The 26,270-nt window shown below is 69.8% G+C and carries 25 protein-coding genes and 1 pseudogene; 12 read left to right on the forward strand and 14 right to left on the reverse strand.

All coding sequences use genetic code 11. The features are described from left to right. Positions 1 to 128: 128 nt before the first annotated feature. Positions 129 to 956 carry a Bax inhibitor-1/YccA family protein gene (locus JOF29_RS06180; protein ID WP_209693261.1) on the forward strand — a complete coding sequence of 276 codons (828 nt, stop codon included), beginning with the start codon at positions 129 to 131 and terminating at the stop codon, positions 954 to 956. 84 nt (positions 957 to 1,040) lie between these two features. Here JOF29_RS06180 and JOF29_RS06185 read toward each other — a convergent pair whose 3' ends face one another. Beyond that, positions 1,041 to 2,063, reverse strand: a complete 1,023-nt coding sequence (locus tag JOF29_RS06185) for a DUF2252 family protein (protein ID WP_209693262.1) — start codon at positions 2,061 to 2,063, stop codon at positions 1,041 to 1,043. Continuing rightward, positions 2,060 to 3,199, reverse strand: a complete 1,140-nt coding sequence (locus JOF29_RS06190) for a cation:proton antiporter (protein WP_209693263.1) — start codon at positions 3,197 to 3,199, stop codon at positions 2,060 to 2,062. Before JOF29_RS06190 ends, JOF29_RS06185 begins: the two co-directional genes overlap by 4 nt. Positions 3,200 to 3,316: 117 nt before the next feature. Between JOF29_RS06190 and JOF29_RS06195 the strand changes: the two genes are divergently transcribed. Beyond that, a complete protein-coding gene (locus JOF29_RS06195; RefSeq protein WP_209693264.1) occupies positions 3,317 to 4,279 on the forward strand; it encodes a VOC family protein in 963 nt (320 codons plus the stop codon). Between the two features lie 55 nt (positions 4,280 to 4,334). Here the strand turns inward: JOF29_RS06195 and JOF29_RS06200 are convergent, their stop codons facing one another. Further along, a complete protein-coding gene (locus tag JOF29_RS06200; protein ID WP_209693265.1) occupies positions 4,335 to 4,565 on the reverse strand; it encodes a DUF4287 domain-containing protein in 231 nt (76 codons plus the stop codon). 115 nt (positions 4,566 to 4,680) lie between these two features. After that, positions 4,681 to 5,709 carry an SGNH/GDSL hydrolase family protein gene (locus JOF29_RS06205; RefSeq protein WP_209693266.1) on the reverse strand — a complete coding sequence of 343 codons (1,029 nt, stop codon included), beginning with the start codon at positions 5,707 to 5,709 and terminating at the stop codon, positions 4,681 to 4,683. Positions 5,710 to 5,786: 77 nt separating this feature from the next. Between JOF29_RS06205 and JOF29_RS06210 the strand changes: the two genes are divergently transcribed. After that, entirely contained in the window at positions 5,787 to 7,160 is a 1,374-nt protein-coding gene (locus tag JOF29_RS06210; protein ID WP_209693267.1) for a cystathionine beta-synthase, read from the forward strand. A gap of 234 nt (positions 7,161 to 7,394) precedes the next feature. Here JOF29_RS06210 and JOF29_RS06215 read toward each other — a convergent pair whose 3' ends face one another. The 3 genes from JOF29_RS06215 to JOF29_RS06225 form a co-directional block, all read right to left on the reverse strand. Continuing rightward, positions 7,395 to 8,846, reverse strand: a complete 1,452-nt coding sequence (locus JOF29_RS06215) for a flavin-containing monooxygenase (protein ID WP_209693268.1) — start codon at positions 8,844 to 8,846, stop codon at positions 7,395 to 7,397. A gap of 127 nt (positions 8,847 to 8,973) precedes the next feature. After that, positions 8,974 to 10,200: a lactate racemase domain-containing protein gene (locus JOF29_RS06220; RefSeq protein WP_209693269.1), complete on the reverse strand. Its 1,227-nt coding sequence runs from the start codon at positions 10,198 to 10,200 to the stop codon at positions 8,974 to 8,976. 30 nt (positions 10,201 to 10,230) lie between these two features. After that, positions 10,231 to 10,971 carry a hypothetical protein gene (locus JOF29_RS06225; protein ID WP_209693270.1) on the reverse strand — a complete coding sequence of 247 codons (741 nt, stop codon included), beginning with the start codon at positions 10,969 to 10,971 and terminating at the stop codon, positions 10,231 to 10,233. Between the two features lie 18 nt (positions 10,972 to 10,989). On the opposite strand from JOF29_RS06225, the gene JOF29_RS06230 reads away from it, so the two are divergent. Then, positions 10,990 to 11,367: an NUDIX domain-containing protein gene (locus JOF29_RS06230; protein ID WP_209693271.1), complete on the forward strand. Its 378-nt coding sequence runs from the start codon at positions 10,990 to 10,992 to the stop codon at positions 11,365 to 11,367. Here the strand turns inward: JOF29_RS06230 and JOF29_RS06235 are convergent. Next, positions 11,286 to 12,308, reverse strand: a complete 1,023-nt coding sequence (locus JOF29_RS06235) for an NADPH:quinone reductase (RefSeq protein WP_209693272.1) — start codon at positions 12,306 to 12,308, stop codon at positions 11,286 to 11,288. The genes JOF29_RS06230 and JOF29_RS06235 overlap by 82 nt on opposite strands. 151 nt (positions 12,309 to 12,459) lie before the next feature. Here JOF29_RS06235 and JOF29_RS06240 point away from each other — a divergent pair, with 151 nt between their 5' ends. Next, a complete protein-coding gene (locus tag JOF29_RS06240; protein ID WP_209693273.1) occupies positions 12,460 to 12,981 on the forward strand; it encodes a DinB family protein in 522 nt (173 codons plus the stop codon). Between the two features lie 219 nt (positions 12,982 to 13,200). Continuing rightward, on the forward strand, positions 13,201 to 15,159 hold the full coding sequence (locus JOF29_RS06245; protein ID WP_209693274.1) for a heparinase II/III domain-containing protein: 1,959 nt from the start codon (positions 13,201 to 13,203) through the stop codon (positions 15,157 to 15,159). Between the two features lie 39 nt (positions 15,160 to 15,198). Here JOF29_RS06245 and JOF29_RS06250 read toward each other — a convergent pair whose 3' ends face one another. Both JOF29_RS06250 and JOF29_RS45175 read right to left on the reverse strand, forming a co-directional pair. Continuing rightward, on the reverse strand, positions 15,199 to 15,564 hold the full coding sequence (locus tag JOF29_RS06250) for a YciI family protein (RefSeq protein ID WP_209693275.1): 366 nt from the start codon (positions 15,562 to 15,564) through the stop codon (positions 15,199 to 15,201). Between the two features lie 137 nt (positions 15,565 to 15,701). Further along, positions 15,702 to 16,013 (reverse strand): annotated as a pseudogene (locus tag JOF29_RS45175) (peptide-methionine (S)-S-oxide reductase); the annotation flags it as partial. A 158-nt stretch (positions 16,014 to 16,171) separates the two neighbouring features. On the opposite strand from JOF29_RS45175, the gene JOF29_RS45180 reads away from it, so the two are divergent. Then, positions 16,172 to 16,369, forward strand: coding sequence for a hypothetical protein (locus JOF29_RS45180; protein ID WP_307863567.1), 198 nt, complete (start codon positions 16,172 to 16,174; stop codon positions 16,367 to 16,369). 180 nt (positions 16,370 to 16,549) lie between these two features. Here the strand turns inward: JOF29_RS45180 and yczR are convergent, their stop codons facing one another. Continuing rightward, positions 16,550 to 17,989, reverse strand: coding sequence for a MocR-like transcription factor YczR (gene yczR / locus JOF29_RS06260; protein WP_209693276.1), 1,440 nt, complete (start codon positions 17,987 to 17,989; stop codon positions 16,550 to 16,552). Between the two features lie 63 nt (positions 17,990 to 18,052). Here yczR and yczE point away from each other — a divergent pair, with 63 nt between their 5' ends. After that, entirely contained in the window at positions 18,053 to 18,712 is a 660-nt protein-coding gene (yczE, locus tag JOF29_RS06265; RefSeq protein ID WP_209693277.1) for a membrane protein YczE, read from the forward strand. Between the two features lie 166 nt (positions 18,713 to 18,878). Here yczE and JOF29_RS44335 read toward each other — a convergent pair whose 3' ends face one another. Beyond that, positions 18,879 to 19,004, reverse strand: coding sequence for a hypothetical protein (locus JOF29_RS44335; protein WP_281067213.1), 126 nt, complete (start codon positions 19,002 to 19,004; stop codon positions 18,879 to 18,881). A 36-nt stretch (positions 19,005 to 19,040) separates the two neighbouring features. Here JOF29_RS44335 and JOF29_RS06270 point away from each other — a divergent pair, with 36 nt between their 5' ends. Beyond that, complete coding sequence (locus JOF29_RS06270) at positions 19,041 to 19,340, forward strand: DUF1905 domain-containing protein (RefSeq protein WP_209693278.1); 300 nt, start codon at positions 19,041 to 19,043, stop codon at positions 19,338 to 19,340. On the opposite strand, the gene JOF29_RS06275 is transcribed toward JOF29_RS06270, so the two are convergent. After that, on the reverse strand, positions 19,337 to 21,844 hold the full coding sequence (locus tag JOF29_RS06275; protein WP_209693279.1) for a DUF4097 family beta strand repeat-containing protein: 2,508 nt from the start codon (positions 21,842 to 21,844) through the stop codon (positions 19,337 to 19,339). The two genes, JOF29_RS06270 and JOF29_RS06275, sit on opposite strands and share 4 nt — an antisense overlap. 8 nt (positions 21,845 to 21,852) lie before the next feature. After that, positions 21,853 to 22,434 (reverse strand): hypothetical protein, encoded by a 582-nt coding sequence (locus JOF29_RS06280; protein ID WP_209693280.1) that lies wholly within the window; start codon positions 22,432 to 22,434, stop codon positions 21,853 to 21,855. Between the two features lie 179 nt (positions 22,435 to 22,613). Between JOF29_RS06280 and JOF29_RS06285 the strand changes: the two genes are divergently transcribed. The 3 genes from JOF29_RS06285 to JOF29_RS06295 all read left to right on the forward strand — a co-directional run bounded on the left by JOF29_RS06285 (position 22,614) and on the right by JOF29_RS06295 (position 26,259). Continuing rightward, positions 22,614 to 23,768 carry a cystathionine gamma-synthase gene (locus JOF29_RS06285; protein ID WP_209693281.1) on the forward strand — a complete coding sequence of 385 codons (1,155 nt, stop codon included), beginning with the start codon at positions 22,614 to 22,616 and terminating at the stop codon, positions 23,766 to 23,768. A 681-nt stretch (positions 23,769 to 24,449) separates the two neighbouring features. After that, positions 24,450 to 24,593, forward strand: a complete 144-nt coding sequence (locus JOF29_RS06290; protein ID WP_209693282.1) for a hypothetical protein — start codon at positions 24,450 to 24,452, stop codon at positions 24,591 to 24,593. 295 nt (positions 24,594 to 24,888) lie between these two features. Further along, positions 24,889 to 26,259 (forward strand): glutamate mutase L, encoded by a 1,371-nt coding sequence (locus JOF29_RS06295; protein ID WP_209693283.1) that lies wholly within the window; start codon positions 24,889 to 24,891, stop codon positions 26,257 to 26,259. Positions 26,260 to 26,270 lie beyond the last annotated feature (11 nt).

Below are 26,270 nucleotides of genomic sequence, written 5' to 3' on the forward strand. Positions count from 1 at the left end.
CACCCGATACAACTCCTGGAATTGCAGGGGTTTCGGTTGGGAAACATCAGGGGTGATTCTCAGATTGTGTTCAGGAAGGGGTCGTAGGATCTTGATACGGCCCCGGATGTGGGTCATCAGGAGGAAACATGCAGAGCAGTAACCCGGTGCTGAACCGGTCGAGTGCGTTTGCGCCTGGCCACGGGCAGGCCTATCCGGGGGCCGCTCCGTACGGTCAGCAGGCTCCCTACGGCTACGGCGGGTCGGGTATGCCGCCGCAGCAGTACCAGGGGGCTCCGGCGGCGAGCCGGCCGATGACGCTGGACGACGTGATCGTGAAGACCGCGGTCACCCTGGGCGTCGTCGTGGCGGCTGCCGCGGTGGCGTGGTGGATGATTCCGGCGACGCTGGTCACGCCGGCGTTCCTGGGCGGCATGCTGGTCGCCTTCGCGATCGCCATGGTGCTGTCGTTCTCCCGCAAGGTGAACCCGGCGCTCGTGATGGTGTACGCCGCCGCCGAGGGCGTGTTCCTCGGGATCGGCAGCAAGTTCATCGCCCACTGGGTGGGTGACTCCGGCATCATCGTGCAGGCCGTGCTGGCCACGATGGTGACGGCCGGCCTGACACTGGCCAGCTACAAGTACTTCGCGATCAAGGTGACGCCGAAGTTCACCAAGATGGTGATCATCGGCACGATGGGCTTCGCCGGCGTAATGCTGATCAACCTGGTGCTCAGCCTGTTCGGCCTCAGCACCGGGATCAGCGGGTTCGGTCCGATGGGGCTGCTGTTCGCGGCGCTCGGCGCGGGCCTGGCGGTGTTCAACCTGATCCTCGACTTCGACATGGTCGAGCAGGGCGTCCGCCAGGGTGCCCCGCAGAACGAGGCCTGGCGGGCGGCGTTCGCGCTGACCGTCACGCTGGTCTGGCTGTACTGGAACATCCTGCGCATCCTCGCCATCCTCCGCGGCGGCGACTGACCCAGCAGGTAACAGGCAACGGAAGGGCCGGTCCAGGTGGGCCGGCCCTTCCGGCGTTCTCAACCGGCGTACTGCTTGTCGTTCTCAACCGGCGTACTGCTTGTACAGCGCCGTCGTGTCTTTCGTGAGCCGCTGCGTCCCCTCCAGCAACCAGTCGGATGGCAGCGTCCCGACGTGCCGTCGCGCCTCCCGCAAGTGGTGCGGAACGGCACCATGTACGTCGGCAGCCGCGTGGGCCATCGACGTCAGCACGAGCTCGACCGCGCGCGGGCGCAGCGACTCGATCGCGATCCGCTCGACGTCGGGGGAGAGCCCGCGGAGCTGCCATCCGGCGATCCGGCGCATCGGATCCGGCCCGCGGAGGGTGCTCAGGATCCGTCCGTACAGCAGGTCGTCCGGCTGCAGCCCGACGTCCACGTAGTCCGCGGTGGCCGGCCCGACCACCTTCACCTCGCGTGCGAGGTCGTGACCGACCGCGACCAGCCGCGGATGCCCGAGCGACCCGGTGCCGGCCTGACGGCGATGCCACGACGCGTCCGGGACAGCCACCGCCTTCCGTACGGCGGCCGGCAGACTCGACGGATCGGCGGCCGCCCCCTCTCGGAGCTTGCCGTAGTACCGAGCGGCGCTGGGCGGCTTCGGTACCAACGCCCGCAGGTGTTTCGCGCCCGGGCCGGCCAGGTCGACGGCCCGCCCCGGCTTCGCCGTCGACCACGCGTCCAGCAGCACCCGGCAGATCCGCTTCGGGCTGATCGCCACCTGCGGCGTCAGTACGGCGGACACCGCGAGCCGCAACAGATCGAGCGTCGGCGGCCCCCACGCCAACTCGTCGAAGTCGTTCACGCCCCAGCGCCGAACGCCGCGATGATCCCGCCAGGTCCCGAAGTTCTCCACATGCAGATCGCCGACCGTCGGTACCTGTGGCCCCGCCAGCAGGTCGGGCGCCAGTACGGCGACCCGCTCCAGCCACAGGTAGTACGTCCCGCGCAGGAACCGCAGCGGATCACCCGCCAGTTCGTGATGCTTGAGCTTCAGATCCTCCGGTACGACGGGAATCCTGGCCGCCAGCCACTTCTCGTACGCCGCGGTCGCGGTCTGTACTGTCATTTCGTTGCCACCAATCCACGCCGTACGGCGAATCCGCCCGCGACGGCGCTGATCGCGATCGTGATCAGTGCGCCGAGGATCAACGCAGCCGGCTCACCCGGCTGGAGCACGTGCAGCGACGTACCGACGGTGGCCGCCGCCACCGGGACGCCGAGCTGGGCCGCCGCGAGCGCGCCGATGCTCAGCGGCTGCCGGGTGAGCTTCCCGGACAGGTGGCTGATCACCGCGCCGACACCGAGCGCGGCGCCGAGACCGATGAACGCCGGCTTGGTGCCGAGTTCCCGCAGGTCGAGCGACGCGCCGAGCCAGACGAAGAACACCGGGCCGAGGAACCCCTCGGTCAGTGCGAACAGCTGCCGGGCCAGTCGCCGCGGCTCGCCGACCGCGGCCACGGCCAGCCCGAGCACGAACCCGGCCAGCATGATCGACACGTGTGTCGCGGCCGCCAGCCCGGCCAGCGCGAACAGCACCATCAGGCTGATCCGCAGCTCGACCGCGAACCGCCGGTCCTCGGACACGTCGTGCACCCGGTGCCGGACGCCGGACTTCTCCGCCTTGTTCAGACCGAAGAACACCACCACGCCCGCCACGAGCACCGCGAGCGCGCCGAACGCCGCCCGGCCGGCGTGCGGCGGGTCGATCGCGAGCGGCAGCGCGACGATGCAGGTGGCGTCCGCGATCGCGACCTGGGGGAGCAGCTCGACCACCGACCGCCCGCCGAGCCCGAGCGAGTCGACGATCGGCAGGACCAGCGCCGCCGACGAGGACGACATCAGTACGGCGTACAGCGGGATGTGGCCGGTGCCGAAGAGGGCGTTCAGCGCGAACGCGAGTGCGGTCGCGACGATCCCGGTGACGACCGCGCGGAGCAGGCCGGGGCGGATCGCCCGCCGCAGGCTCTCGTCCCGGACCGGAACGTGGGTGCCGGCAACGAACATCACCAGCCCGAACCCGATGTCGGCGAGGAACGTGAAGCTCGGGTCGGACGCGCTCAGGTACCCGATCCCGGTCTTGCCGAGGATGACCCCGGCGATCAGTTCGCCGAGCACGATCGGGATGTGCCAGCCGCGCCGCAGCGCGAGCAGCGGCCCGGCCAGTCCGACCGCGATGACCACCGCCAGCATGGTGAAGCTCACCGGGTAGCTCCTTTCCCCAGATCGCCATTGTGCATCCGGGACGCTGAGGAACGGCGACGGCGCGGCGCCGGCAGGTTCCGGAAGTGGCCCGTCCGGTTCCGGTTCTACCGTGGTCGCATGCAGACTGCGTGGTACGACGCCCCCTCGCACACGGCCGGCGCCGCGCTGGCCGCCACCGTCACGGCAGCCGCCGACGTCGACATACGGGCCACCGGCGTACGGGTCCGGGCCGAGGACCTGACCGCGGTCTCGGCGGCGGCCCGGAAGCTCGGGCTCACCGAGGGCTCGACCCGAACGCTGACCGTACTGATCGAAGCGGCGAACCCGCCCGCGATCCAGGCCTTCTGGGACGTGATGCTCGGCGCCTCGATCTTCCCGGTACGGCGCCTCGACGAGCCGCGGCCGCTCCGGAACCGGATCCACGTGGACGTGGTCCGCCCGTACGACGAAGTGCTGCGCGCCCGCGGCGACCGCGAACCGTCGGGCCCGTTCGGTGTGATGCTGGCCGACGACGAGGGCAACGAGGTCGACCTGGTCCCGGGCGACCCGCTCCCCAGGACCACCGACTGGTACGCGTTGTTCAGCGCGATGGTCCACTACCCGAAGGCGCCGGCAGGGTTCGTCACGACCGTGGCGGAGCTGGCCGACGCCGCGGGCGTCCCGCTGCAGCTCGACGTACGGACGGAAGGCGTGACGATCGCGAGCCGGAAGGACGCGTGGGCGGACGGCACCGGTGCGGCGGATCCGGCGTTCGTCGCACTCGCCCGGCAGACCGAGGGTGCGGCCAAGGATCTCGGACTCCGTGCGGATCCGGCGCCGTTGCGGTTCGTGCAGTTCGGCATCGACGCCCTCGATGTTCAAGCGGTACGGGCGTTCTGGACCGAGTTGCTGGGCTACGAAAGGGACAGCAGGCCGGACGTCACCGACATCTACGATCCGCGCGACCTGAATCCGGTGCTGTTCTTCCAGCAGTTGCGGGAACCCCGGCCGCAGCGGAACCGGATCCGGTTCGAGCTGGCGGGCCGAAACCCTTACCTGGTGGCGGATCCGGAGGGCAACGAAGTACTCGCCGGAACGTGAAAGACCTGCCCCTCCACCTGAAGGGGCAGGTCTTCGAGTTTGTCTCCTTTGCGGCTCAGCTCATTCGCCGATGCGCCTTGACCAGGTCGAACTCGTGGACGATGGCGGTCGCGTGCCCATGCGCGAGCGCGTACTCGCTGGAGAGCCATCGCACTCTGTCGTCGAAGCGCAGGAACGACGGTCCGTCGTTCATCAGCTGGAACCACTCGGTCATTGCGCGTCCGGTGCATCTGGGCACGGCCTCCACCAAACGCTGATGCGTCTCTTCGGAGTGGTTCAAGCCCATCTTCGCCTCCCGTTATCGGGGTACCGCGTAGTTATCGACTGTGCACCACCTGGCCGCCCGGAATCAAGACTCCCGACAGGAAAGTCGCCGCTCAGCGGACGCCGAATTCCAGCAACTATTGGCAGACGGGCACGGTTTCCGGATTTTCCGCTGCGGGTTCCTCGACCCGGTCGACCTCGGCCTTCGGGTGCCGGCGGCGGTGCCGCAGCTCCGCCCAGCGACCGCGCGGGCCGCGTTCCCGGCCGGCCACCTCGGTGGCGGCGACCTCGGTACCGGCCCGGCGGGCGGCCTGGACGGCAGCCTGCGCGATCGGCAGGATCGCCTCGCCACGGAACGGCTCCGGGTGCACGAACGACTCCGGCCCGACCCCCATCGCGGCCGCCACCGACGGCAGCAGTGCGGCGGACGCGGCGGCGTACCCGGTCGCCGACGGGTGGAAGTTGTCCCGGCCCCACATCGACGGATCGGTGCGGAACACCTCGCCGAGCAGTGAGCCCAGCGACACGGACCGGCCGCCTGCTTCGACGACGGCGATCGTCTGAGCGGCGGCCAGCCGGTGGCTCCAGGACCGGGCGACCTGCCGCAGCGGCGGCATGATCGTCCGGACCACGCCCAGGTCCGGGCAGGTACCTACCACCACCTCACAGTTCGCGGCGCGCAACCGGCGGACGGCGGTCGAGAGCAACCGGACCGAGGTCGACGGCGGCATCTTCGCCTTCACGTCGTTGACGCCGATCAGGATGACGGCCACATGCGGACCGGCCTGCAGCGCGGAGTCGACCTGGGCCGCGAGATCGGTCGACTTCGCCCCGGTCTTCGACACGTCGACGAGCCGCACCGGACGCTCGGCCAGGTCGGCGAGACCGGAGGCGAGCAGCACCCCGGGAGTCTCGTCCGGCGACTCGGTGCCGTAGCCGGCGGCACTGGAGTCGCCGATCATGGCGAACGTGATCGGATGTCCTGGATGCCGGCCGTACAGGCCGTCGCCCGGAGTGGGGTAGTACCTCGTCGGTCCGATCACGCGCTTCGCGTACTCGGCCTCAGCGGTCAGTACGCCGTACAGCGTGGCACCGATGAGTCCGAGACCCCCGCCCCCGAAGGCTGCGGCCTGGGCCAGCTTCTTGGCTGCCCGGGCTCTACTCATGAGTCAAGGATTACACGGCGTTACAGCGATGCAAGTGAAAATAGGGCAATGCCGCGAGTATCACTACAGTAAAGATCGTGCGCTACGCAGACTCTCTCCTGGACCTCGTCGGCAACACCCCACTGGTGAGGCTGTCCAAGACCACCGACGGGGCCAAGTCCCTCGTCCTGGCCAAGGTTGAGTACTTCAACCCCGGCGGCTCGGTGAAGGACCGGATCGCGGTCCGGATGATCGAGGCCGCGGAGGCCTCCGGCGAGCTCAAGCCCGGCGGCACGATCGTCGAGCCGACCTCCGGCAACACGGGTGTCGGGCTCGCGATGGTCGCCCAGCAGAAGGGCTACAAGTGCGTCTTCGTCTGCCCGGACAAGGTCAGCGAGGACAAGCGCAACGTGCTCAAGGCGTACGGCGCGGAGGTCGTGGTCTGCCCGACCGCGGTGGCTCCGGAGCACCCGGACTCGTACTACAACGTCTCCGACCGCCTGGTCCGCGAGATCGAGGGCGCCTGGAAGCCGAACCAGTACGCCAACCCGAACAACCCGCGCTCGCACTACGAGACGACCGGTCCCGAGCTCTGGGAGCAGACCGAGGGAAAGATCACGCACTTCGTGGCGGGCGTCGGCACCGGCGGCACGATCAGCGGCACCGGGAAGTACCTCAAGGAGGTCTCGAACGGTCGCGTGCAGATCATCGGGGCCGACCCGGAGGGCTCGGTGTACTCCGGCGGCACCGGCCGGCCGTACCTGGTCGAGGGTGTCGGTGAGGACTTCTGGCCGGAGACGTACGACCGGGAGATCTGCGACCGCGTGATCGAGGTGTCCGACGCGGACTCGTTCGCGCTCACCCGGCGACTCGCCCGTGAGGAGGCGATGCTGGTCGGCGGTTCGGCCGGAATGGCCGCTGCCGCCGCGATCCGGCTCGCGCACGAGCTGGACGACCCCGACGCGGTGATCGTCGTACTGCTGCCGGACGGTGGCCGCGGCTACCTGACGAAGGTGTTCAACGACGACTGGCTGGCGCAGTACGGCTTCCTCGCGCACTCCAAGCAGGGCACCACGCTCGGTGACGTACTGGCCGGCAAGGACGGCAGCCTGCCGCCGCTGGTGCACACGCACCCGCACGAGACGATCGCCGAGGCGGTCGCGATCCTCCGGGAGTACGGCGTCTCCCAGATGCCCGTCGTCCGGGCGGAGCCGCCGGTGATGGCGGCCGAGGTGGCCGGCGCGGTGTCGGAGCGGACGCTGATGGACGCGCTGTACTCCGGCAAGGCGCGGCTCGCCGATATCGTCGAGCAGCACATGGACCCGGCGCTGCCGTCCCTTGGCGCCGGCGAACCGGTGACCAAGGCGGTCGAGCTGCTCGAGGGTCGGGACGCCCTGATGGTGCTGGACGACGGCAAGCCGGTGGGCGTACTGACCCGGCAGGACCTACTGGTCCATCTGTCCGCCGACTGAGGTCTCTAGCGGTCTACGACTGACGGGATGATGGCGATCAGTGCGGTGATCACGATGCCGATCACCACGACTGCCGCGCCTGCGATCTGAAGAATGTCCATGTCTCAAGAGTCCTTCAGTTCCGCCCGGTAGACATCGGCCTCCCGGTCGGTCTTTCGCTCATCCCAAGGTCGTACGCCGGGATACCCGGTCTCCTACTAGAGGAGTCCGGGCCATCCCCTAAGGGCACAGAACCTAATGGACGACCGCGAAGTCGGCCGGATCGAGCTTCCGGGTCCGGCGCCAGTACGCGAACGTCCACTCCGGCCAGATCGTGGAGTTCCGCCCGGAACTGTCGAGGTACCAGCTGGTGCAGCCTGAGTGCCAGACAGAGTCGTCGAGTTCGCGTTGGACGTCGGTGACGAAGTGTTCCTGGGCGTCCTCGCGGACCTCGACGTACGTCGCGTTGCGGCGGCGGAGGAGGTGCAGGGCCTGCAGCACGTACCGGACCTGGGCCTCGATCATGAAGACCATCGAGGAGTGGCCGAGGAGCGTGTTCGGGCCGACCAGCAGGAACAGGTTCGGGTAGCCGGCGACCGTGATGCCGAGATGCGCGCCGATGCCGTTGCGCTTCCAGTGGTCGGCCAGATCGACGCCGTCCCGGCCGAGGATCGGCATCCGGGTGAGGTTCGCCGAGACGTCGAACCCGGTGCCGAGCACGATCGTGTCGCAGGAACGTTCGGTGCCGTCGGCAGTGATCACGCCGGTCGAGGTGATCCGCGCGATCGGAGTGCTGACCACGCTGACGTTCGGCCGGGCCAGCGCCGGGTAGTAGTCGTTCGAGATCAGGATCCGCTTGCAGCCGATCTGGTAGTCCGGGGTCAGCTTCGCGCGGAGCTCGGGGTCGGTGACCTGCTTGTGCAGGTGCCGTTTCGCCTGGAGTTCAAGGCCTTTCATCAACTTCGGGTTTCCGGCGAAGCCGGCGCCGCGGCCCTCGAGTCCCCAGTAGACGGCGTTCCGGATCGTCCGTTGCGCGGCCGGGAAACGCTCGTGCAGCGTTTGTTCCCAGCCGCCGATCGCCCGGTCCGGCTTCGGCGTCACCCATGGTGGCGTGCGCTGGTACACGTCCAGCTGCGCGACCTGCGGGGCGATCTGCGGTACGAACTGGATCGCCGACGCGCCGGTCCCGATCACCGCGACGTTCCGCCCGCGGAGGTCCCGGTCGTGATCCCACTGCGCCGAGTGGAACGCCGTACCGTCGAAGGAGTCGAGGCCGGGGATGTCCGGGAGCTTCGGGCGGTGCAGGCTGCCGACGCCGGCGACCAGGGCCTGGGTCTCGAGCGTCTCGTCGTCGTTGACCGTGACCGTCCAGTGCCCGGACGCCTCGTCGAACTCCGCCCGGGTGACCTCCGCGCCGTACCGGATCTTGTCCGCGATGCCGTTCTTCTCCGCGCAGTAGCGCAGGTACGCGAGGATCTCGTCCCAGGGCGCGAACATCCGTGTCCAGCGCGGGTTCTGCTCGAACGAGAACGAGTAGAGGTACGACGGGATGTCGCAGGCGCAGCCCGGATACGTGTTGTCCCGCCAGGTGCCGCCGAGGTCGTCGGCCTGCTCCAGGATCACGAAGTCCTCGCAGCCGGCCTGCTTGAGCTTGATCCCCATGCACAACCCGGCGAACCCGGACCCGATGATCACGACCTCAGCCATAGCAGCCGAGGTTACCGGTGGGTCACACGCCGGCGGAAGGGGACAGTGGACGTGCACGCAGGCACAAGTGCCTGAATCGGGCACTTCGAGGCCCGAATACGACGGTTACGCCTGCGCGGGCGTCCACTTACGCCTTCAGGCGGTAGAGCGTCTCGCCGGCGTTCGGGACGACGAAGGTGTCCGGGTCGGCCTCGTAGGCGTCGAGGTCGACATCGGCCGGGTTGAGGTAGCCGAGGTTGGCGCCGCGGACGACGTCCTCGGGGATGCCGGTCGCGAGCGTGACCTGGACGCGGAGGTGCTCGCCGCTGACCGGGTCCCAGGTGCCGGCGCCGCGCAGGTGCGTCGAGTGCGCGAGGACACCCCAGTGCAGGTCGCGGAACTTGTCCCACTGGCCGAGGAAGTAGTCGCGGCAGTGGTACCCGATCTCCTCGATCTCCGGGTGCATCGCGGCCAGCTGGGTGACGTGCGGCGCGTACAGGATCACCTCGCCGCCGTCCGCGACCACCGGTTCGAGCTTGTAGAACCCCTTCGCCGCGGTCCAGATGTCGGCGTACTTGGGCGGCATCACCGAGACCACGCGCCGGATCGGATGGTCGAGGTAGCGGACGTGGGTCAGCGCGGAGATCTCGGCGGCGGCGCGCCACGACTCGACGGTGTCACCGAACGCGATCGCGTGCAGCGAGTCGGTACCGGACTGGGCGACCACGGACAGCGCGAGCTTCTCGGCCGGGATCAGCGCAGCGGCCTCGTCTATCAGCGCCCGGACCGGCGTGATGCCCGGCGTACCGATGATGTTCGCACTGGTGATCAGCGCACCCAGCCAGTGCGAGAAGTCGATCACCTCCTGGCCGGCGACGCCCGGGAAGAAGTACTTGTTGCCGCCGGAGAACCCGACCACCTCGTGCGGGAACACCGGCCCGACGACCAGCGCCACGTCGTGCTCGACGACCGCCCGGTTCAGCCGGACCGGGACCTCGTCGCGGAGCATCTCGCCGGAGATCTCCCCGACCCGGTCGGGACCGATCGTGCCGAGGTCGGCGAACGTCTCCGGCTTCCACCACTCGTGGTTGATCACGTTCGGGTAGTCGTCGCCGAGGTGTTTGCGGAGCTGCTCCGGGCTCATCTCCGCATGGGTGCCGAGGGCAACCAAGATCGTGACCTCGCTGCCCTTCAGGGCCTGGGTGACCGCCTTCAGGAGCAGCGGGAGCGGGCAGCTGCGGGTCGCGTCCGGGACGATCACACAGACGCTGCGGCCCTCCAGCCCCGCACCGGCCAGAGCGTCACCGATGAACGCCGTCACCTCGTCCTCGGTCAGGACCTGACCCGCACCACCGATCACCGCCGCATTAGTCACACCTCGACCCTACTAAGGGGCGGCGCCGGATCACAGCTGTGACGGTTGTGGCTGACTGGTGCGCGTCCACTGCACGCCGGCGATCACGGCGTACGTGACGGCGCCGAGCGGGACTGCCCAGAACCGGAAGAACGGGAGCTGACCCGAGACCGCGGTCGCTGCGAACACCACGCCGTACGTCGCGACGCCCGCGACCGTCCCGCGCCGCCGGGAGTCGAGCGCGGTGCTCGGCAACGGACCCATGTGCCGGTCGAGCACCGTGCCGAACGCGCTCAGCCCGGCGAGTGACGTGACGATGACCAGGACGCCGCCGGGCAGGCCACCGAAGACGATCGCGACTGCGTTCAGGAACGTGATCAGCGCGAACGCGACCGCCATGTCCAGCGCACCGAACGCGAGGTGTGACCGGCGCCGGCGGCCGAGGGCGACGCCGTCGCCGGTACGGAGCGGGCCGGGTTCGCCGGTGAGGCGCTGTACGGTCAGGATCAGGCCGGCCGCGAGGACGATCAGCAGCAGTACGCCGAGGACGGACAGCACCACGGACCGGGTCGTCGACATGTACTGGTGGACCTCGCCGCCCGACACGCAGCTCGCCGACGGCGGGAACCAGCTGGTCCGCGGTACGGCGTCCATCGCCCCGGTCCTGCGCGCGCAGTCCTGACCGGGGTCGTACCAGTTCGGCTGCGACAACGTGACCACGGTCGTCCACACCAGCCCGCCGATCAGCCCCAGCCCCAGCAAAGATCCCGCCCGACGCCGCACCCAGTCCACGGCACTACCCTCTCATCCGTGGATCCGTACCTTGCTCAGCTCCGTCGCGACGTGGGTTCCCGGCTGCTGTTGCTGCCCGGCGCGCAGGTGCTGGCGATCGACGCCGCCGACCGCATCCTGTTCCAGCGCAGCCGCGACACCGGCCTGTGGGAACTCCCCGCCGGCGGCGCGGAGCCCGGCGACAGCTTCCGCAGTACGGCGACCCGCGAGTTCACGGAGGAGACCGGGCTGGTAGGCGAGCTCTCTGGACGACCCGGCTTGCTGCTGTGCCGGCCGCGCTCCGGCAGAGACCGGCCGCCTGGGGGCTGCTCTGATCAGGTGACGTCGATCAGGACCTTGCCGACGACGCCGCTCTCGACCGCGGTGTGCGCCTCGGCTGCTTGCTCGAGTGTGTAGTGGTGCAACGGGATCCCGGCCTCCGGCCCGACCCGGATCGCCCCCGCCGCGACCGCCGCCGCGACATCGCCGAGCCCGCGCGGCCGCCAGGAGTCCGGCGCCGTGTACAGCAGCACGAACTGCCAGCGCGCGTTCGGCACCATCGACGCCCGGACCGGGAGTTCCATCGTGCCGCCGCCGTCGGTCGCGTACACCGCCACCGATCCGTGCGTGGCGATCACCGCGGCGTCGATGGCCGCGTTCGCCGCCGGCGACACCTCGACGATCGTGTCGACGCCGCCCGGGGCAATCGCCCGTACCTCGGACACCACGTCCTGCTGCTTGTAGTCGATGACATGGTCCGCGCCCGCCAGTGCCGCGAGGTTGCCCTTCTCCGGGTTGCTTACGGTCGTGATCACGGTCGCGTCCGACCACCGCGCCAACTGGATCGCCGCGTTGCCCACCGCGCCCGCACCGCCGGCGACCAGCACGGTCCGCCCGGCCAGCTTGCCCGGCCCGAGATGAACCGGCCCGTCCTCGGTCACCGTCAGACAGCGATGCGCGGTCAGGAACGGTACGCCGAGCGCAGCGCCGAGGTCGTACGACGCTGTGTCCGGCAGCGGCACCACATGCCGCACCGGCACCACGGCGTACTCCTGCGCCGTACCACCCGACGGCCGTTGGTACGCCGCCTCCCAGAGCCACACGCGCCGCCCGCGGAGCCCCGCGTCGACGCCTCGCCCGACCGCGTCGACGACCCCGGACCCGTCCTGGTTCGGTACCTGCGCCGGATGCACCGGCGTACCGGCCTCACTGCCGCGGCGCGACTTCCAGTCGGTCGGGTTGACGCCCGACCGGTGGATCCGCACCCGCACCTCTCCCGCCGCCGGCTCAGGCATCGGCCTGTCCACCAGAGTCAGGACCTCGGGCTCACCGGTCACGGAGTACTCGACAGCTCGCACCCCACCGACGCTACCTCAACCGCTTGGTGAACATCAGCGCCAGCCGAGTTCGTCGAACGCCGGCGCGATCACCGGCGGATCGTCGTCCCGCAGCGGCCGACGGATTGTATAGAGGTCAGTACCTGGCCGCTATGCCGTTTAGAGTCATGGCATGACGACAAACGAGCAGGCCGTTTCCGGTGAGCGGGCGGACCTTCTGGACCTTCTCGCCACCCGTCGGCACTTCCTCCGGCACACCGCCCAGGGGTTGACCGACGAGCAGGCGAGTACTTGCAGTACCAAGAGTGAGCTGACGGTCGCCGGGTTGATCAAGCATGTGTCGACGGTCGAGCAGCACTGGGCGGAGTTCGCTCAGGGTACGGCCGACACGGCGCCGACCGAGTTCACGCCGGAGGTGATCGCCGCCTGGGCGGACCAGTTCCGCCTTGTCGAGGGCGAGACGCTCGCGGACGTGCTGGCGGAGTACGAGAAGGTCGCCGCCGCCACCGCCGACCTGGTCCGCACCCTCGACCTCGAAGCCAAGTACGAACTGCCCGCCGCCCCCTGGCAACCGCCGGGCGTCTTCTGGTCGGTGCGGATGGCCTTCCTGCACATCGCCTCCGAAACGGCCCAGCACTCCGGCCACGCGGACATCATCCGCGAAACCATCGACGGTCAGAAGACCATGGGCTGACCCAACGAACATGAGCGCCAGGAGATTCTCCTGGCGCTTCGAAACCTTTGGTCGTCGTGCTGCATCGTGGTTTGTAAGGGGAGAGACAAACCTCGGTGAGCTGACCGCCCCCATGGAAATCCGTGGGCCACCGATGGTCCGGTGTGCCGCGTCGCGGTGCGCCTGTCCGCTCAGGAGACCGTCGCCGGTGTCCGGGGACGGTGGGGGAGGCACAACTTCATGCGATTCAGGGGAACGGCCGGTCTGGCCGTGGGGATCGCTGTTCTGCTGCTGGGGGCAGCGACAGCAGAAGGTGCGACGCGGACGCCGGGGGACAACCCGGGCATCCGGATCGTGCCCGGGCCGGAGGAGCCGGGCGAGGCCCAGTTCGTACCGGGCGCGAGCAACGTCGTACCCGCGAACGCGGCGCCGGCGACGGACATCGGCAGGACGCAGATGAAGGCCCAGGCAGTCGCGGCACCGTTCTACGCGTGTCCCGGGTTCAGCGGGCTGGAGGCAACGAACCCGTTGGCGAATCTGTACGCCGACAAGTTCGCCTGGGGTCCTTACGCGGCGTACAAGGTCGGTAACGGTGGCGGGAACATCAACTGGTCGCTGAACCCGTACAAGAACGCCAGCTGGTACATGTGGTTCCACTCGCTGCGCTGGCTCGGGCAGGGGATCATTGCCGCCGGCAAGGGTGATCTGGCCGCGCTGACCCGGGTGAACACGATCGCGTACGACTGGTACCGCGACAACCCGTACTCGTGGAAGGCGAACGTCGGCGCGTGGGAGTCCACCATGCACCGCACCAACGTCCTGAACTGCCTGCGCCAGGCGATCATGTCCGGCTTGCAGGTCACGACTCTGCCGACGCGCTACGCCTGGGTGGATGCCGCGCTGCTGAGCCACGCCCGCTTCCTCACGAACTACTGGAGCGGCGCGTGGAACCACGGCACCGACGAGAGCATCGCGCTCTTCGGCGTCGGCTGCGCACTTGGCCGGACCGACTACGAGAACCTCGCCCAGCAACGCCTCGCGGCCGGGATCACCACGTCGATCGACGCACAGGGGTCGACCAACGAACAGTCGACCGGGTACGCGTCCTTCAACTACTCGCTCTGGGGCCGTGCGATCACGGTCCTGCAGAACTGCGGCGTCGATCCCGGTACGACGATCGCGACCCGGCGCGCGCTACTCGCCAAATGGTTGACGCTGGCAACGAATTCGCTCGGCAAGCTCCATCAGCTCGGCGACACCGAAGTACAGGCGACATACCCGTGGACGGGGACGCCCCTGGAGTACGCCGGTTCGCTCGGAGCCACGGGCACGGTGCCGCCGTGGCGGGTCGGGGTCTACTCGGCCGGGTACGTGTTCGGGCGGACGGGCTGGGGGACCGATCCGGCGCGCGGGTTCGCGGGCGAATCGACGTACAGCATCAGGTACGGCGCGGCGCGGGCGTTCCACGGGCACTTCGACCACACGAGCATCACCTACACCTCGCGTGGGCGGGACATCATCGTGGACGGCGGGTACGCGGCGTACAACGCCGGGGCGTATCGGACCTGGGCCGTCAGCCCGAGTGCGCACAGTGCCATGACGACGCCGATGTCGACGTACCTGAATCCGGTGACGCGGCTGACTGCTTCGGCGGTGAAGGATACGTCGGAGTCGTACGTGTTCACCGACGCGCCGGGGAGTGGGATCAGCCGCGCCCGCTCGGTGCTGGTGCTGAAGGATCCGGACCTGCTCGTCGTGTGGGACCGAGCCTCGGCGAAGACCGCGCAGGCGTTCCAGACGTTGTGGCACCTCCCGCCGGACCAGCGCGCGACCGTCTACTCACGGACGACCGCCGTGGCGATGGCGCCGGGCGACTCGACCAGGACGATCCTGTTCCAGGTGCCGTTCAAGCAGGCACTCCCGGCCGGCGCGATCCTGGTCAAGCAGGCCCAGACCAACCCGATCCAGGGCTGGTACTACCCGACCAGCTACAACCGCCAGTCCGCCCCAACGCTCATGCTGGCCCGGGCCGGCAAGACGGCGTCGATCCTGTCCTTCGTCGTCCCCGTCCGATCCACCGGCACGGTCACGTACTCCGTCCGCCAGTCCGGTACGACGTTCATCGTCAACCTCAACGTGGCCGGCCAAAAGACCGCGATAGCCATCTCCGCCGGCGGCTCCCTCTACCGCGCCGGCTGACAGACGCGGGGCGCCTTCAACAAGAGGCGCCCCGGACCGTCACGACGTCTCCGGCCGTTTCCTGGGAACCTGGAAGCGGTGCACCTGCTGCGGCCAGCCGCACGCCTCGGCGATCTTCCCCGCCCAGTGCCGTGCCGCCTCCTCGTCGGCCACATCCAGGACGGCGAACCCGCCCAGGTGCTCCTTCGACTCGACGTACGGCCCGTCTGTGAACATCGGCGTACCGCTGGAAGCATCCACGCTGAACACCGGCGCCTCCGGATCCAGCCCACCGGTGAAGATCAGCACACCGACCTCCCGCATCTCCGCCAGCAACGGCCGCAACCCCTTGGACTTCGCCGCCAGCTCCGCATCCGTATGCTCCGGCACCCACTCGTCATTGAACGCAACGAGGTACTCAGCCATAACACCCTCCTCCACAGGCAGCCCAACGCCGCCCTTCCACCCTCACCACGAACGCCACAACCCCAATCCGACAACTCACCCTACGACGGGGTGAACATCTCGTTGGCCGTACGCCACCTGGCCGGGCGACTACAAGCTCAGCTGTCGGCCGGGAACGGTGCGCCGGTGTTGCTGTGGCAGCGGTAGCCGTTGGGGTTTTTGTGGAGGTACTGCTGGTGGTGGTCCTCCGCGTAGTAGAACGTGGTTGCGGGGGCTATTTCGGTGGTGATGTCGTCGTAGCCGAGGGGCTTGATGACGGGGGCGTAGAGGTTGCGGGTGCGTTCGGCTTCGGCGCGCTGGGCGTCGGTGGTGTAGTAGACGGCCGAGCGGTACTGCGAGCCGAGGTCGTTGCCCTGGCGCATGCCCTGGGTCGGATCGTGGGTTTCCCAGAAGACCTTCAGGAGGTTCGTGAAGGTGGTCTTGGTGGGGTCGTAGACGACCCGGACGGCCTCCGCGTGACCGGTGCGGGCCGGTGCAGACCTCTTCGTACGTCGGGTTTGGGGTGTAACCGCCCGCGTACCCGACGGCCGTGGTGTAGACGCCCGGCTGCTGCCAGAAGATCTCCTCGGTGCCCCAGAAGCATCCAGTACCGAACCAGACCTCCTCGAACCCCTCGGGCGCGGCGGCGGTCTGCGGCGTGCGCAGGACGATGTTCTCGTCCGGTACGGCGAAGCCGCGGGTGGGCCGGCCGGGCAGCGCGGCCTGCGGCTCGACCATGGCGGTGTTGCGGGTGAAGAACGACATTCTCACGCCTCTCGCAGTCTGACTCTCATAGTCTCGCAACGCCTCCCGCAGGGCGAACCTTCCCCGCACCCCTTACGGCGTCATGACGTCCGGGATGCGTACCGACGAACGGGCAGTGGTCGGCGGCGGCGAGCGACGTCACGCGGCGACACGACGGCAAGGGGCGGCCGGAGGCCACCACTGCCCGTCCTTCGGTACGGCATCACGCGATCATCACCCCAGTCCGCCTGGTGGGGCCCGCGGTGGTCAGGGAGGTGTACGACGCCGCCAGCCGCCGTACGCCGTCCCGGAGGGCGTCCTCGTCCAGCGTGAAGGGGAGGCGGATGAAGGACTCGAGGCCGCCGTCGGGGGAGAAGCGGGAGCCGGCGACGAGGAGGGCGCCGTTGCGCTGGGCGACGCCAACGAGGCTGGAGCCGACCGGCTCGGGAAGCTCGCACCACAGGGACAGCCCGCCGGACGGCAGCCGGAACTTCCACGACGGGAGCTCCTCCGCTACGGCGGAAGCAAGCGCGTCCCGTCGACGGGCCAGCGACGTACGGCGGTCCGGGAGGAGCGTGGAGCGCCGCCGGAGCAGATCCGCGACCACGAGCTGCTCCAGCACCGGCGCCCCGAGATCCAGCGACGCCCGCGCGTCCAGCACCCGGGCCACCAGCGCCGCCGGCACCCGCATCCACCCGATCCGCAGCCCGCCCCAGAACGACTTGCTCACCGACCCCACGGTGATCACCCCGTCCGGGTCGTACGCCGCGAACGGCGGCGGCATCTCCTGCCCGTCCAGCGACAGCTCGAACAGCGTCTCGTCCACGATCGCCGTCGTCCGCGACCGCGCGAACGCCCGCGCCAGCCGCTGCCGGTCCGCCGCGGGCATCAGGAAACCGGTCGGGTTCTGGAAGTCCGCCACCAGCCACGCGGCCCGCGGCGCCGTCTGCCGGATGGTTGCCTCCAGCAACGGCAGGTCCCAGCCTCCGGGCGACATCGGTACGGCGACCACCCGGCAGCCGCTGCGCCGGATCGCGTCCACCGAGTTCGGGTGCGTCGGGCTCTCGGTGAGCACCCGGTCGCCGATCTGGGTCATCGCCCGGACGGCGATCGACGTCGCCGCGAGCGCCCCGGCGGTGACGACGATCTGGTCCGCGGTCGTCGGCAGGCCGCGTTCGCAGTACGCCGCGGCGATCTCGGCCCGCAGTACCGGCAGGCCCTGCGGGTGGTACCCTGGCGTCGCGAGGTGCAGCGGTAGGTCGAGAGCCGCGGCCGCCACCGCCGTACTGATGCCGGGCACCGCCGCGGGCGCCGCGCAGGTGAAGTCGTACAGCCCCTCGGTGTCGACGCCGGGCGCGTGGTGCCGCCCGAGCTCGGGCTCGACCTTCGACGGCAGCGCGGTCACGCTGCCGGAGCCACGCCGGCTGATCAGGTACCCGCTGTCCCGAAGCTCCCGATAAGCGGACGCCACCGTCGTACGGCTGACGCCCAGCGCCTCGGTCAGTTCGCGCTCGCTCGGCAGCCGCGAGCCGGGCATGATCCGGCCGTCCGCGATCAGCAGCCGGAGCCGCTCGGCCAGCACCCGGTACGCCGGACCGGGACCGCCGGCCCACTCGCCGAGCAGGCCGGTCAACGTACTCGCAGGGAGATAACGGGCTTCCATGCAGTCCACTATCGCGCAATTGGCTATCGAATACCAGGCCACTTGTTCCGGACACTGGGATACGTGACCGCCACCTCCGATGCCCCGCCGCGGCAGCTCGCCCCGATCAACCCGATCCAGCAGCTGAAAGCAGGCCACCTTCCGCGCCGCCTGGTGCAGCTGTACGTCGGCCTCTCGTTGTACGGCGCCTCGATGGGCCTGATGATCCAGGGCAACCTCGGCCTGGACCCGTGGGACGTGTTCCACTCCGGCATCACCAAGCACCTCGCGCTCAGCTTCGGGACCGTGGTGATCGCGATCAGCTTCGTCGTACTGCTCGCCTGGATCCCGCTCCGCCAGTGGCCCGGGCTCGGCACGATCAGCAACGCGATCGTGATCGGCCTGGTCACGGACCTCACGCTGGCCACCGTCGACCGGCCGCACGCGCTCTGGCTGCGGATCGTGTTCATGCTGTCCGGCGTCGTCCTGAACGCGCTCGCCGGGGCGCTCTACATCGGCGCGCAGTTCGGCCCGGGTCCGCGCGACGGCCTGATGACCGGCCTGGTACGCCGTACCGGACTGAGCGTCCGCCTGGTCCGGACGACCCTCGAGCTGGCCGTCCTCGCCACCGGCATCCTCCTCGGCGGCTCGATCGGCATCGGCACCGTCGTCTACGCCCTCTCGATCGGCCCGCTCGTCCACGTCCTGCTACCGATCTTCACGGTCCGGTTGAAGCGCGAGTAGCTACGATGTGGCGAGCCGGAGAGTCAGGAGCAATGCATCGTCGCGGTCGTTCCCGATCGGGAACTGATCAAGCAACTGCTGGACAAGATAGAGCTCACGAACACCGTCGCGCCGATCGAGCTGAAGAAGCTCAGCACCACCGCGAACATCAGCACCAGCGGCGCGATCAGCGAAGCACTCCGCCGACACCGTCGACCTTTGCCAGCTTCCCGGCGTACGGCAGGATGTCCGCCGAGCTCGATCTCTCGGTCAGCGACGCGGAGATCCGCGCGGTACTGCTCGACGCTGCCACCGCGGTTCTTGGTCGGCGCGGGACCCCGGTGGGGGAGTGAGCGGGTACCGGTTCACGGCGCCGCTGTGGCAGTACCCGGGCGAACGCAGGTGGTACTTCGTCAGGGTGCCGGAGGACGTCAGCGACGAGATCAGAGACCTGACCGAGGGGCAGCGGAAGGGATTCGGGTCGGTGCGGGTCACGGTGACGGTCGGCGCTAGTACCTGGCGGACGTCCGTCTTCCCGACCAAGACCGGCGCGTACGCCCTCCCGGTCAAGAAACCGGTCCGGACCGCCGAAGCCCTACTCGAGGGCGCCCCGTCGATACCCAGTTGGTCCTCACCGGATTCTGGCTAGAATCCGCGGGAGTCGCTGGACTGACGGCCCGGCATCTGGTGGTTGTATTGCCGAGCGCCGCCGTCCGCCTGGTGCTGCGGTCGCGCGGCCGCGGCCGCGGCCCCGGCCGCAGGCTGCGGGGCGCTGGCCCGACCGGACAGCGAGGTCGCCTGGGCGTTCATGTTCTGCTCGACCTGGGCGTTCTCGGCAGTGACGGTCGCGTTGCCGGACATCGCGCCGGCGCGGACGATCCTGGACCCATCCGCGTGCGGTGCGACCACATGGACCTGGGCGTTGCCGGACATCGAGTTCACCTGGGCGGTGCCGCCGGCGAACTGGCGTACGTCGACGTTCCCGCTCTGCGTCTTCGCGTTCACCTGCCCCTGCGCCCAGTCCGCGGTGACGTTTCCGCTTTGCGCCTTGGCGTCGAGGTCCTGCACCCAGCCCACGGACACGTCTCCGGACTGGGTGTTGGCGTTGACGGTCCATGCGGCATCCACGTTCACGTCGCCGGAGTGGGTCCGCGCATCGACGGAGCTGAGACCGTTGGCTTCGATGTCGGCGCTCTGCGTGTGGGCGCTGAGCGCACTGCCCGGCGGCACTACGGCGGTGATCTCGATCGGCGATGCCACCGGCACGCCGACCCCGGAACCGTTGCCGTTGATCTGTACGCCGTTGACCGTGATCGGACCGCTGTAACCGGAGATCTCGATGCCACTGTCGGTGGTGATCACTCCACCGCTGATATGGCCGATCGTCATGTCGCCACCGGCGCCGTTGATTGTCATCCCGCCGTTCGACGCGCCGGTGACCTTCGCCGACAGCACACCATCGCTGTTCTGCGTCAGCGTCGCGCGGTTCACGGCCTCGGCCGAGGGACCGTCGGTGTCGGAGGTCGAGATCACCATCGTGGCCTGCTTGCAGTTCGGGTCGACCCGAACCGACACCTTGCCGGCCGATCGCAGTAGTTCAGCATCGATGGTGACGGGCCCGGCTGTGTCTGCCACGAGTTCCCGACGGGTCGAAGGCGTTCTCGGCTTCTCCCCCGCGGCGGGCCCTTGCGGTTGCTCCGTGTTGGCCGCAGGTTGCTGGTCGTTGGTCCCAGGCTGCTGGGGATCAGGCCCGGGCTGTTGCCCGGTGACGCCGGGCTGTTGGGGGTTGGCGCCGGGTTGCTGTGCGTTGACCCCGGGTTGCTGGGGGGCGACGGTTGGTTCTGGGGTGGTTGCTGGGACCTGAGCGGCGGCTGCGGGTGCGTCCAGTTCGTTGGCGGACTGCCGCTCCTCTTGCGCCTCGGCGGCGAGGACGGACGCGCCCTGGGTCGCGGCCGAGTCGATCCAGCGCTGAGCAGTGCTCGGCTGGGCGGCGGGCACCGCCTGCGGCTCCCCACCCTCGACCACCGGGCTGCCCTGCGTCGCCTGCGGCTCTCCGCTCTCACCGAGCTGAAGTCCGTTGTTCTCCCTGACCTCGGCCTCACCACCGACCTCTGCCTCACCGGCGACGTCTGCCTCACCACCGACCTCTGCCTCACCGGCGACGTCTGCCTCACCGGCGACGTCTGCCTCACCGGCGACGTCTGCCTCACCGGCGACCTCGGCGTCACCGGCGGCGCGGGGCTCGTTGACTTCGCCCTCGGTGCGGGGCTCGCCTACTTCTGCGTCGCCCTCTGTGCGGGCTTGGGGTTGGGCCTCGCCTTGTTGCTGGTCGCTGCCTGTCTCGAGCTGGTTGGCGCCTTCTCGTTGCTGACCGGGCTCCACGGTCTGGTTCGCGGCACTTTCCTGCTGGAGCTGCTGTACGCGGGTCTCGAGCAGACCCCGCAGCTGCGTCTGCAGCCTGAGGTTGTCCTCCATCTGCGAGATCGTCTGCGCCTGCTGATCGATGGTCGACTGCAGCGCCTGGATCTGCTGGGCCATCTGCTCGTTCAGCTGCTGAGCGGCCGCCGTCGGCTGCTGCACCTGCTGACCCTGCACCTGCTGCACCTGGCCCTGCTGCTGGCCCGGCACGTTCTGGAATCGGCCCTCCGGCCGGAACACCTCGTCCATTCGGCCCGACGCGAGCGCCGCCAGGTCGGAGCGGTTGATCGTCGACCGGCCGATCGCGTAGCGCACCGACGGATCCGTCCGCTTGACGTCGCGCGCCGCCTGCGTGAACGCGGCCTTCAGCGCCTTCGTCCCCTGCCGGGTGTTGCGCCACCGCGAAAACCGGTTGGCGATCCGGCGCAGCGGGTTCCTGGTCTGGGCCTGCGTGGACGTACGGGCGGACATGGCGGCGCCGAGCTGCTGCGAGACCGCGCCGTACCGGTCCGAGCGGAACTGGGCGTCGACGTGGGTGCCGGCCAGCATCTGCAGGTCGGCACGCGTCATGTGGGCGCGGCCGATCTGCTCGCGGACGGCGGGGTCCATCCGCTTGACGTCCCGGGCTGCCTGCGTGTACGCCGCCTTCAGCGTCTTGGTACCGCGACGAGTCGTGTTCCACCGCGAGAACCGCTGGCGGATGCCCCGCGGGTTCTCCGGGTAGGACTGGCTCATGAGGTCTCCTAGTCGATGTACACGGCGTAGTTGACCCCGACGGACGTTGTCAGCGGGTCCTTGCTCGGCTTGGTGCTGTACAGGTGGATCTGGGCCCCCGGACGCAGCCAGACGGCGAGGTGGCGGCGGCCGGTCCCGGCGCCGGGCTCCCACTCGTCCGCGAACGTCGGGCTGCTCTCGTCACCGACATAGTCGGGCTGCCCCCAGTGCCGGGTCGCGAGTGCCAGGTGATCCGGCCAGTGCGCGTCCAGGCCGGTCTCGGCGGCGGCGATGTCGCTCGGGCCGATCTCGTACGCCGACCAGCCGCTGTCCGGGCAGTCCGGGAACGCGAGCCCGTCGAACACGATCATCGTGGTCCCGCGCCGGGTGGTGAACCCCCACGAGACCATGTCGGCGGCGATCACCTCGCCGGCCTGCAGCGGCCACGGCTGCCAGGACGTCCGGCCCATCACCCGATGCACCAGCGCGCGCACGACCTCCGGCCCGGCCTCGTCGCCGTCCGGACCCGCGATCACGGTCCAGTCCGGGATCTCGGCGAGGTCCGCCATCGCCAGGTCGTCCTGGTCGAGCGGCCTGTCCTGCGTCTTCATCCGGCGCCGTCGTCCTTCCTGCCCGATCCCACCCGTGGGTCTCCTGCGAGCAACCGTAGGCGGCGGGTGGGTCATTCCGCCAGCCGGTACGACGTACCTGTGGACAACTCGGTTCCGCCGATCCGCCGGGCTGTGGACGGGCTGCGGGGGTTCAGCAGACCAGGCCGTACGCTGGTCCGGTGAACACCGAACACCACTACGGCTTCGAGACGCTTGCCATCCACGCCGGGAACGAGCCTGACCCGACGACCGGAGCGGTGGTGCCGCCGATCTACGCGACCAGCACCTACAAGCAGGACGGCGTCGGCGGCCTCCGCAACGGGTACGAGTACTCCCGGTCGGCGAACCCGACCCGGACGGCGCTGGAGGAGTGTCTCGCCGCGATCGAGGCGGGCAACCGCGGCTTCGCGTTCGCCAGCGGCCTGGCCGCCGAGGACACGCTGATCCGGTCGGTGTGCGCGCCGGGCGACCACGTGGTGTTCCCGGACGACGCGTACGGCGGCACGTTCCGGCTGTTCTCCAAGGTGCTGAGCAACTGGGGCGTCGAGATGACGCCCGCCGCGGTCACGCATCCGGAGGCGATCCGGGCCGCGATCCAGCCCGGGAAGACCAAGGTCGTCTGGCTTGAGACCCCGACGAACCCGCTGCTGAACGTCGCGGACATCGCGATCGTGGCACAGATCGCGCACGACGCGGGCGCGCTGCTCGTGGTGGACAACACCTTCGCCTCGGCGTACCTGCAGCAGCCCCTCGAGCTCGGCGCGGACGTGGTCGTGCACTCGACCACGAAGTACATGGGCGGCCACTCCGACGTGGTCGGCGGCGCGCTGGTGGTCCGGGACCCGGAGCTCGCGGACAAGATCGCCTTCCACCAGAACGCGATCGGTGCGGTCGCGGGGCCGTTCGACTCCTGGCTGGTACTGCGGGGCATCAAGACGCTCGGGGTCCGAATGGATCGGCACAGCGACAACGCCGAGAAGGTCGTGGAGTTCCTGCAGCGGCACCAGTCCGTCAGCCAGGTGCTCTATCCGGGGCTCGACGGGCACCCCGGTCACGAGACCGCCGCCAAGCAGATGAAGCGCTTCGGCGGGATCGTCAGCTTCCGGGTCACCGGCGGCGAGGCGCAGGCGCTGGACATCTGCAACAAGGCGGACGTCTTCACACTCGGCGAGTCGCTCGGCGGCGTCGAGTCCCTGATCGAGCACCCCGGCAAGATGACACACGCCTCGGTCGCCGGCACACCGCTAGAGGTCCCCGCGGACCTGATCCGCCTGAGCGTAGGCATCGAAACAATCGACGACCTCCTCCAAGACCTCGACCACGCCCTCTCCTAACCCACCTCGCACCCGCACCTCGCACCCGGGGACCCGCACGGCGCACCCGCACGGCGCACCCGCACGGCGCACCCGCACGGCGCACCCGGGGACCCGCATTCCCGGACCCGGACTCGGGCCCGCATCTCCCGGACCCCGCACCAGGCGACGCGTCCGGGGGACCGCGCCCCGGACGGCGCACTCGGGACCCGCACCCTGGCCCAGAGATCCCGCGCCCGGGCCGCGGGACCCGCGCCTCGGACCCGCGCCCGGGGGGACCGCGCCGCGGACGCGCGCCCCGGATCCGCACCCGGGCCTCGGGACCCGCGCCCGGCAACCGCGCCTCGGACCCGCGTCCGGGACCGCATTCCCGCACCCGCACGGCAACCGCGCCCCGGTCCGCACCCCCGGACCTGAGCCCCGGACGCGCACCCGGCAACCGCGCCCTGGACCTGGCAACCCGCACCCTCCACACCTCCGCACCACGTCAACGCGAGGGGATAACCCCTCGCGTTGACCGTTCACTGGTCGTGTGAAGGGGGCGAAGGGACAAGCCGAGGGGTTATCCCCCGAGTTGCCGCTGGAGCGGCGCGGCGAGGCGATGCCGGGCGGCGGGTACGGCAGCGCGGGGGTCCGGCGAGGCTGGCCGCGGGCGCGTGGCGCGTGGCGCGTGCGCGGGTGTGGCGGGGCCGGGGGACGGGTGTGGCGGAGCAGGGTGAGCGGTTACTGCGGCGCAGCCACGTGATGGGGTATGGCGGGTACGGTGGGCGGCTCGAGCGGGTACGGCGGCGCAGCCACGTGATGGGGTATGGCGGGACGGGTGTGCGGGTACGGCGGGCGGGGTGAGCGGGCACGACGGCAAGGCCGGTGCGCAGGGTGCGCGAGTACGGGGCGGGCGGGTTGAGCGGGGCTGGGGTGAGCGGGTGCGCGAGGCTGGCCGGGAGCGGGGTCGGCGGGCAAGTTGGTCGGGTGCGGCCGGCAGGTTGAGCGGAGTACGGCGGCGGGCGGGGTGAGTGGGTGTGGTGGGAGAGGGTGCGGTGTGCGAGGCGGGGGCGGGTGTGTGGCCGGGGTGGGGTGGGTGGGTGTGGCGCGTCTGGGAGGGTGGGGCGGGGTTGGGAGATGCGGATGAGGGGAGAGTGTGGTGGGCCTGGTTGTTGCGGTTGACTTTGGGTCGACGTTCACGAAGGCGGTGGCGGTGGATGTCGCCTCGGGTGGGTTGGTTGGCCGGGCCGAGCACCGTACGACGATCGACACCGACGTCATGGACGGGTGGCACGCGTGTCGCGCCGTACTCGAGGAAGCCGACCGTGGTGTGCGGAACGCCGAGGTGCTTGCCTGTTCCAGTGCGGGTGGTGGGCTGCGGATCGGTGTCGTGGGCAACGAAGAGCTGGTCACCGCGGAAGCGGGGAAGCGGGTCGCACTGTCCAGCGGTGGACGCGTCGTGGCGGTTGTCAGCGGCGGGCTCACCGCGACCACTCAGAAGGAACTGCGCAAGGACCGGCCGGACGTCGTGCTGCTGCTCGGCGGGACCGACGGCGGCAACTCGGCCGTACTGCTCAACGCCGCCGAGACGCTCGCGAAGTACAAGTGGCGGAAACCGATCGTTGTCGCGGGCAACGTCGACGTGCGGGACGAGATCGCCGGCACGCTGACCGCGGCCGGCGTACCGCATGTACTGGCGGGCAACGTCGTACCGGAGATCGGGGTGTTCGCGCCGGACAGTGCGCGGGCCGCGATCCGGGAGATGTTCCTCGCGCACGTGATCGGCGGGAAGAACCTGTCCTGGGACCCGGCGTTCGCGCGGATGGTCCGGGCCGCGACGCCGGACGTCGTACTGCGTGGCGTCGAGGTACTGGCCGGCCTGCACGGTGACGTCGCGGTCGTGGACATCGGCGGCGCCACCACCGACGTGCACTCGGTGATCGAGCTCGACCCCGAGGACGCGAACCTAGGCCGCGAGGTGGTCGCCACGCATCCCGTCACCCGTACCGTCGAGGGCGATCTCGGGATGCGCTGGAGCGCCGTACCGGTGGTGGAGGCGGGCGCCGAGGCCGGGCTGATCGGCGACGTCGACGGTACCCGGGCGGCGGCGGAGCGGCGACGCGCGGATCCGGCGTACCTGCCGGACGATCGGCGCGAGGCGGCGTACGACGAGACGCTGGCGAGTGTTGCCGCGACGGTCGCGCTCCGGCGGCACGCGGGACGGCAGCGGATCGTGTTCGGGCCCGGCGGGCGGGTGATCGAGCGCTCCGGCAAGGACCTGCGCGAGGTCGACCTGCTGGTCGGATCCGGGGGAGTGCTGCGGCACAACCGGCCGGAGGTGGCGGCGCGGATCCTCGGCGCGATCGGGACGAACGCGCAGGAGGAGGGTTGGCTGGTGCCGCAACGCGCGGAGGTGTGCGTCGACGCGGACTACGTGCTGGCGGCCGTCGGCCTGCTCGCCGATGACTCGCCGAAGGCCGCAGAAGGCCTCGCCACCCACATTCATGGAACAGGCCTCCTCGGGCACTAGGCTCACTGACC

The organism is Kribbella aluminosa (genome assembly GCF_017876295.1).
GTDB lineage: Bacteria > Actinomycetota > Actinomycetes > Propionibacteriales > Kribbellaceae > Kribbella > Kribbella aluminosa.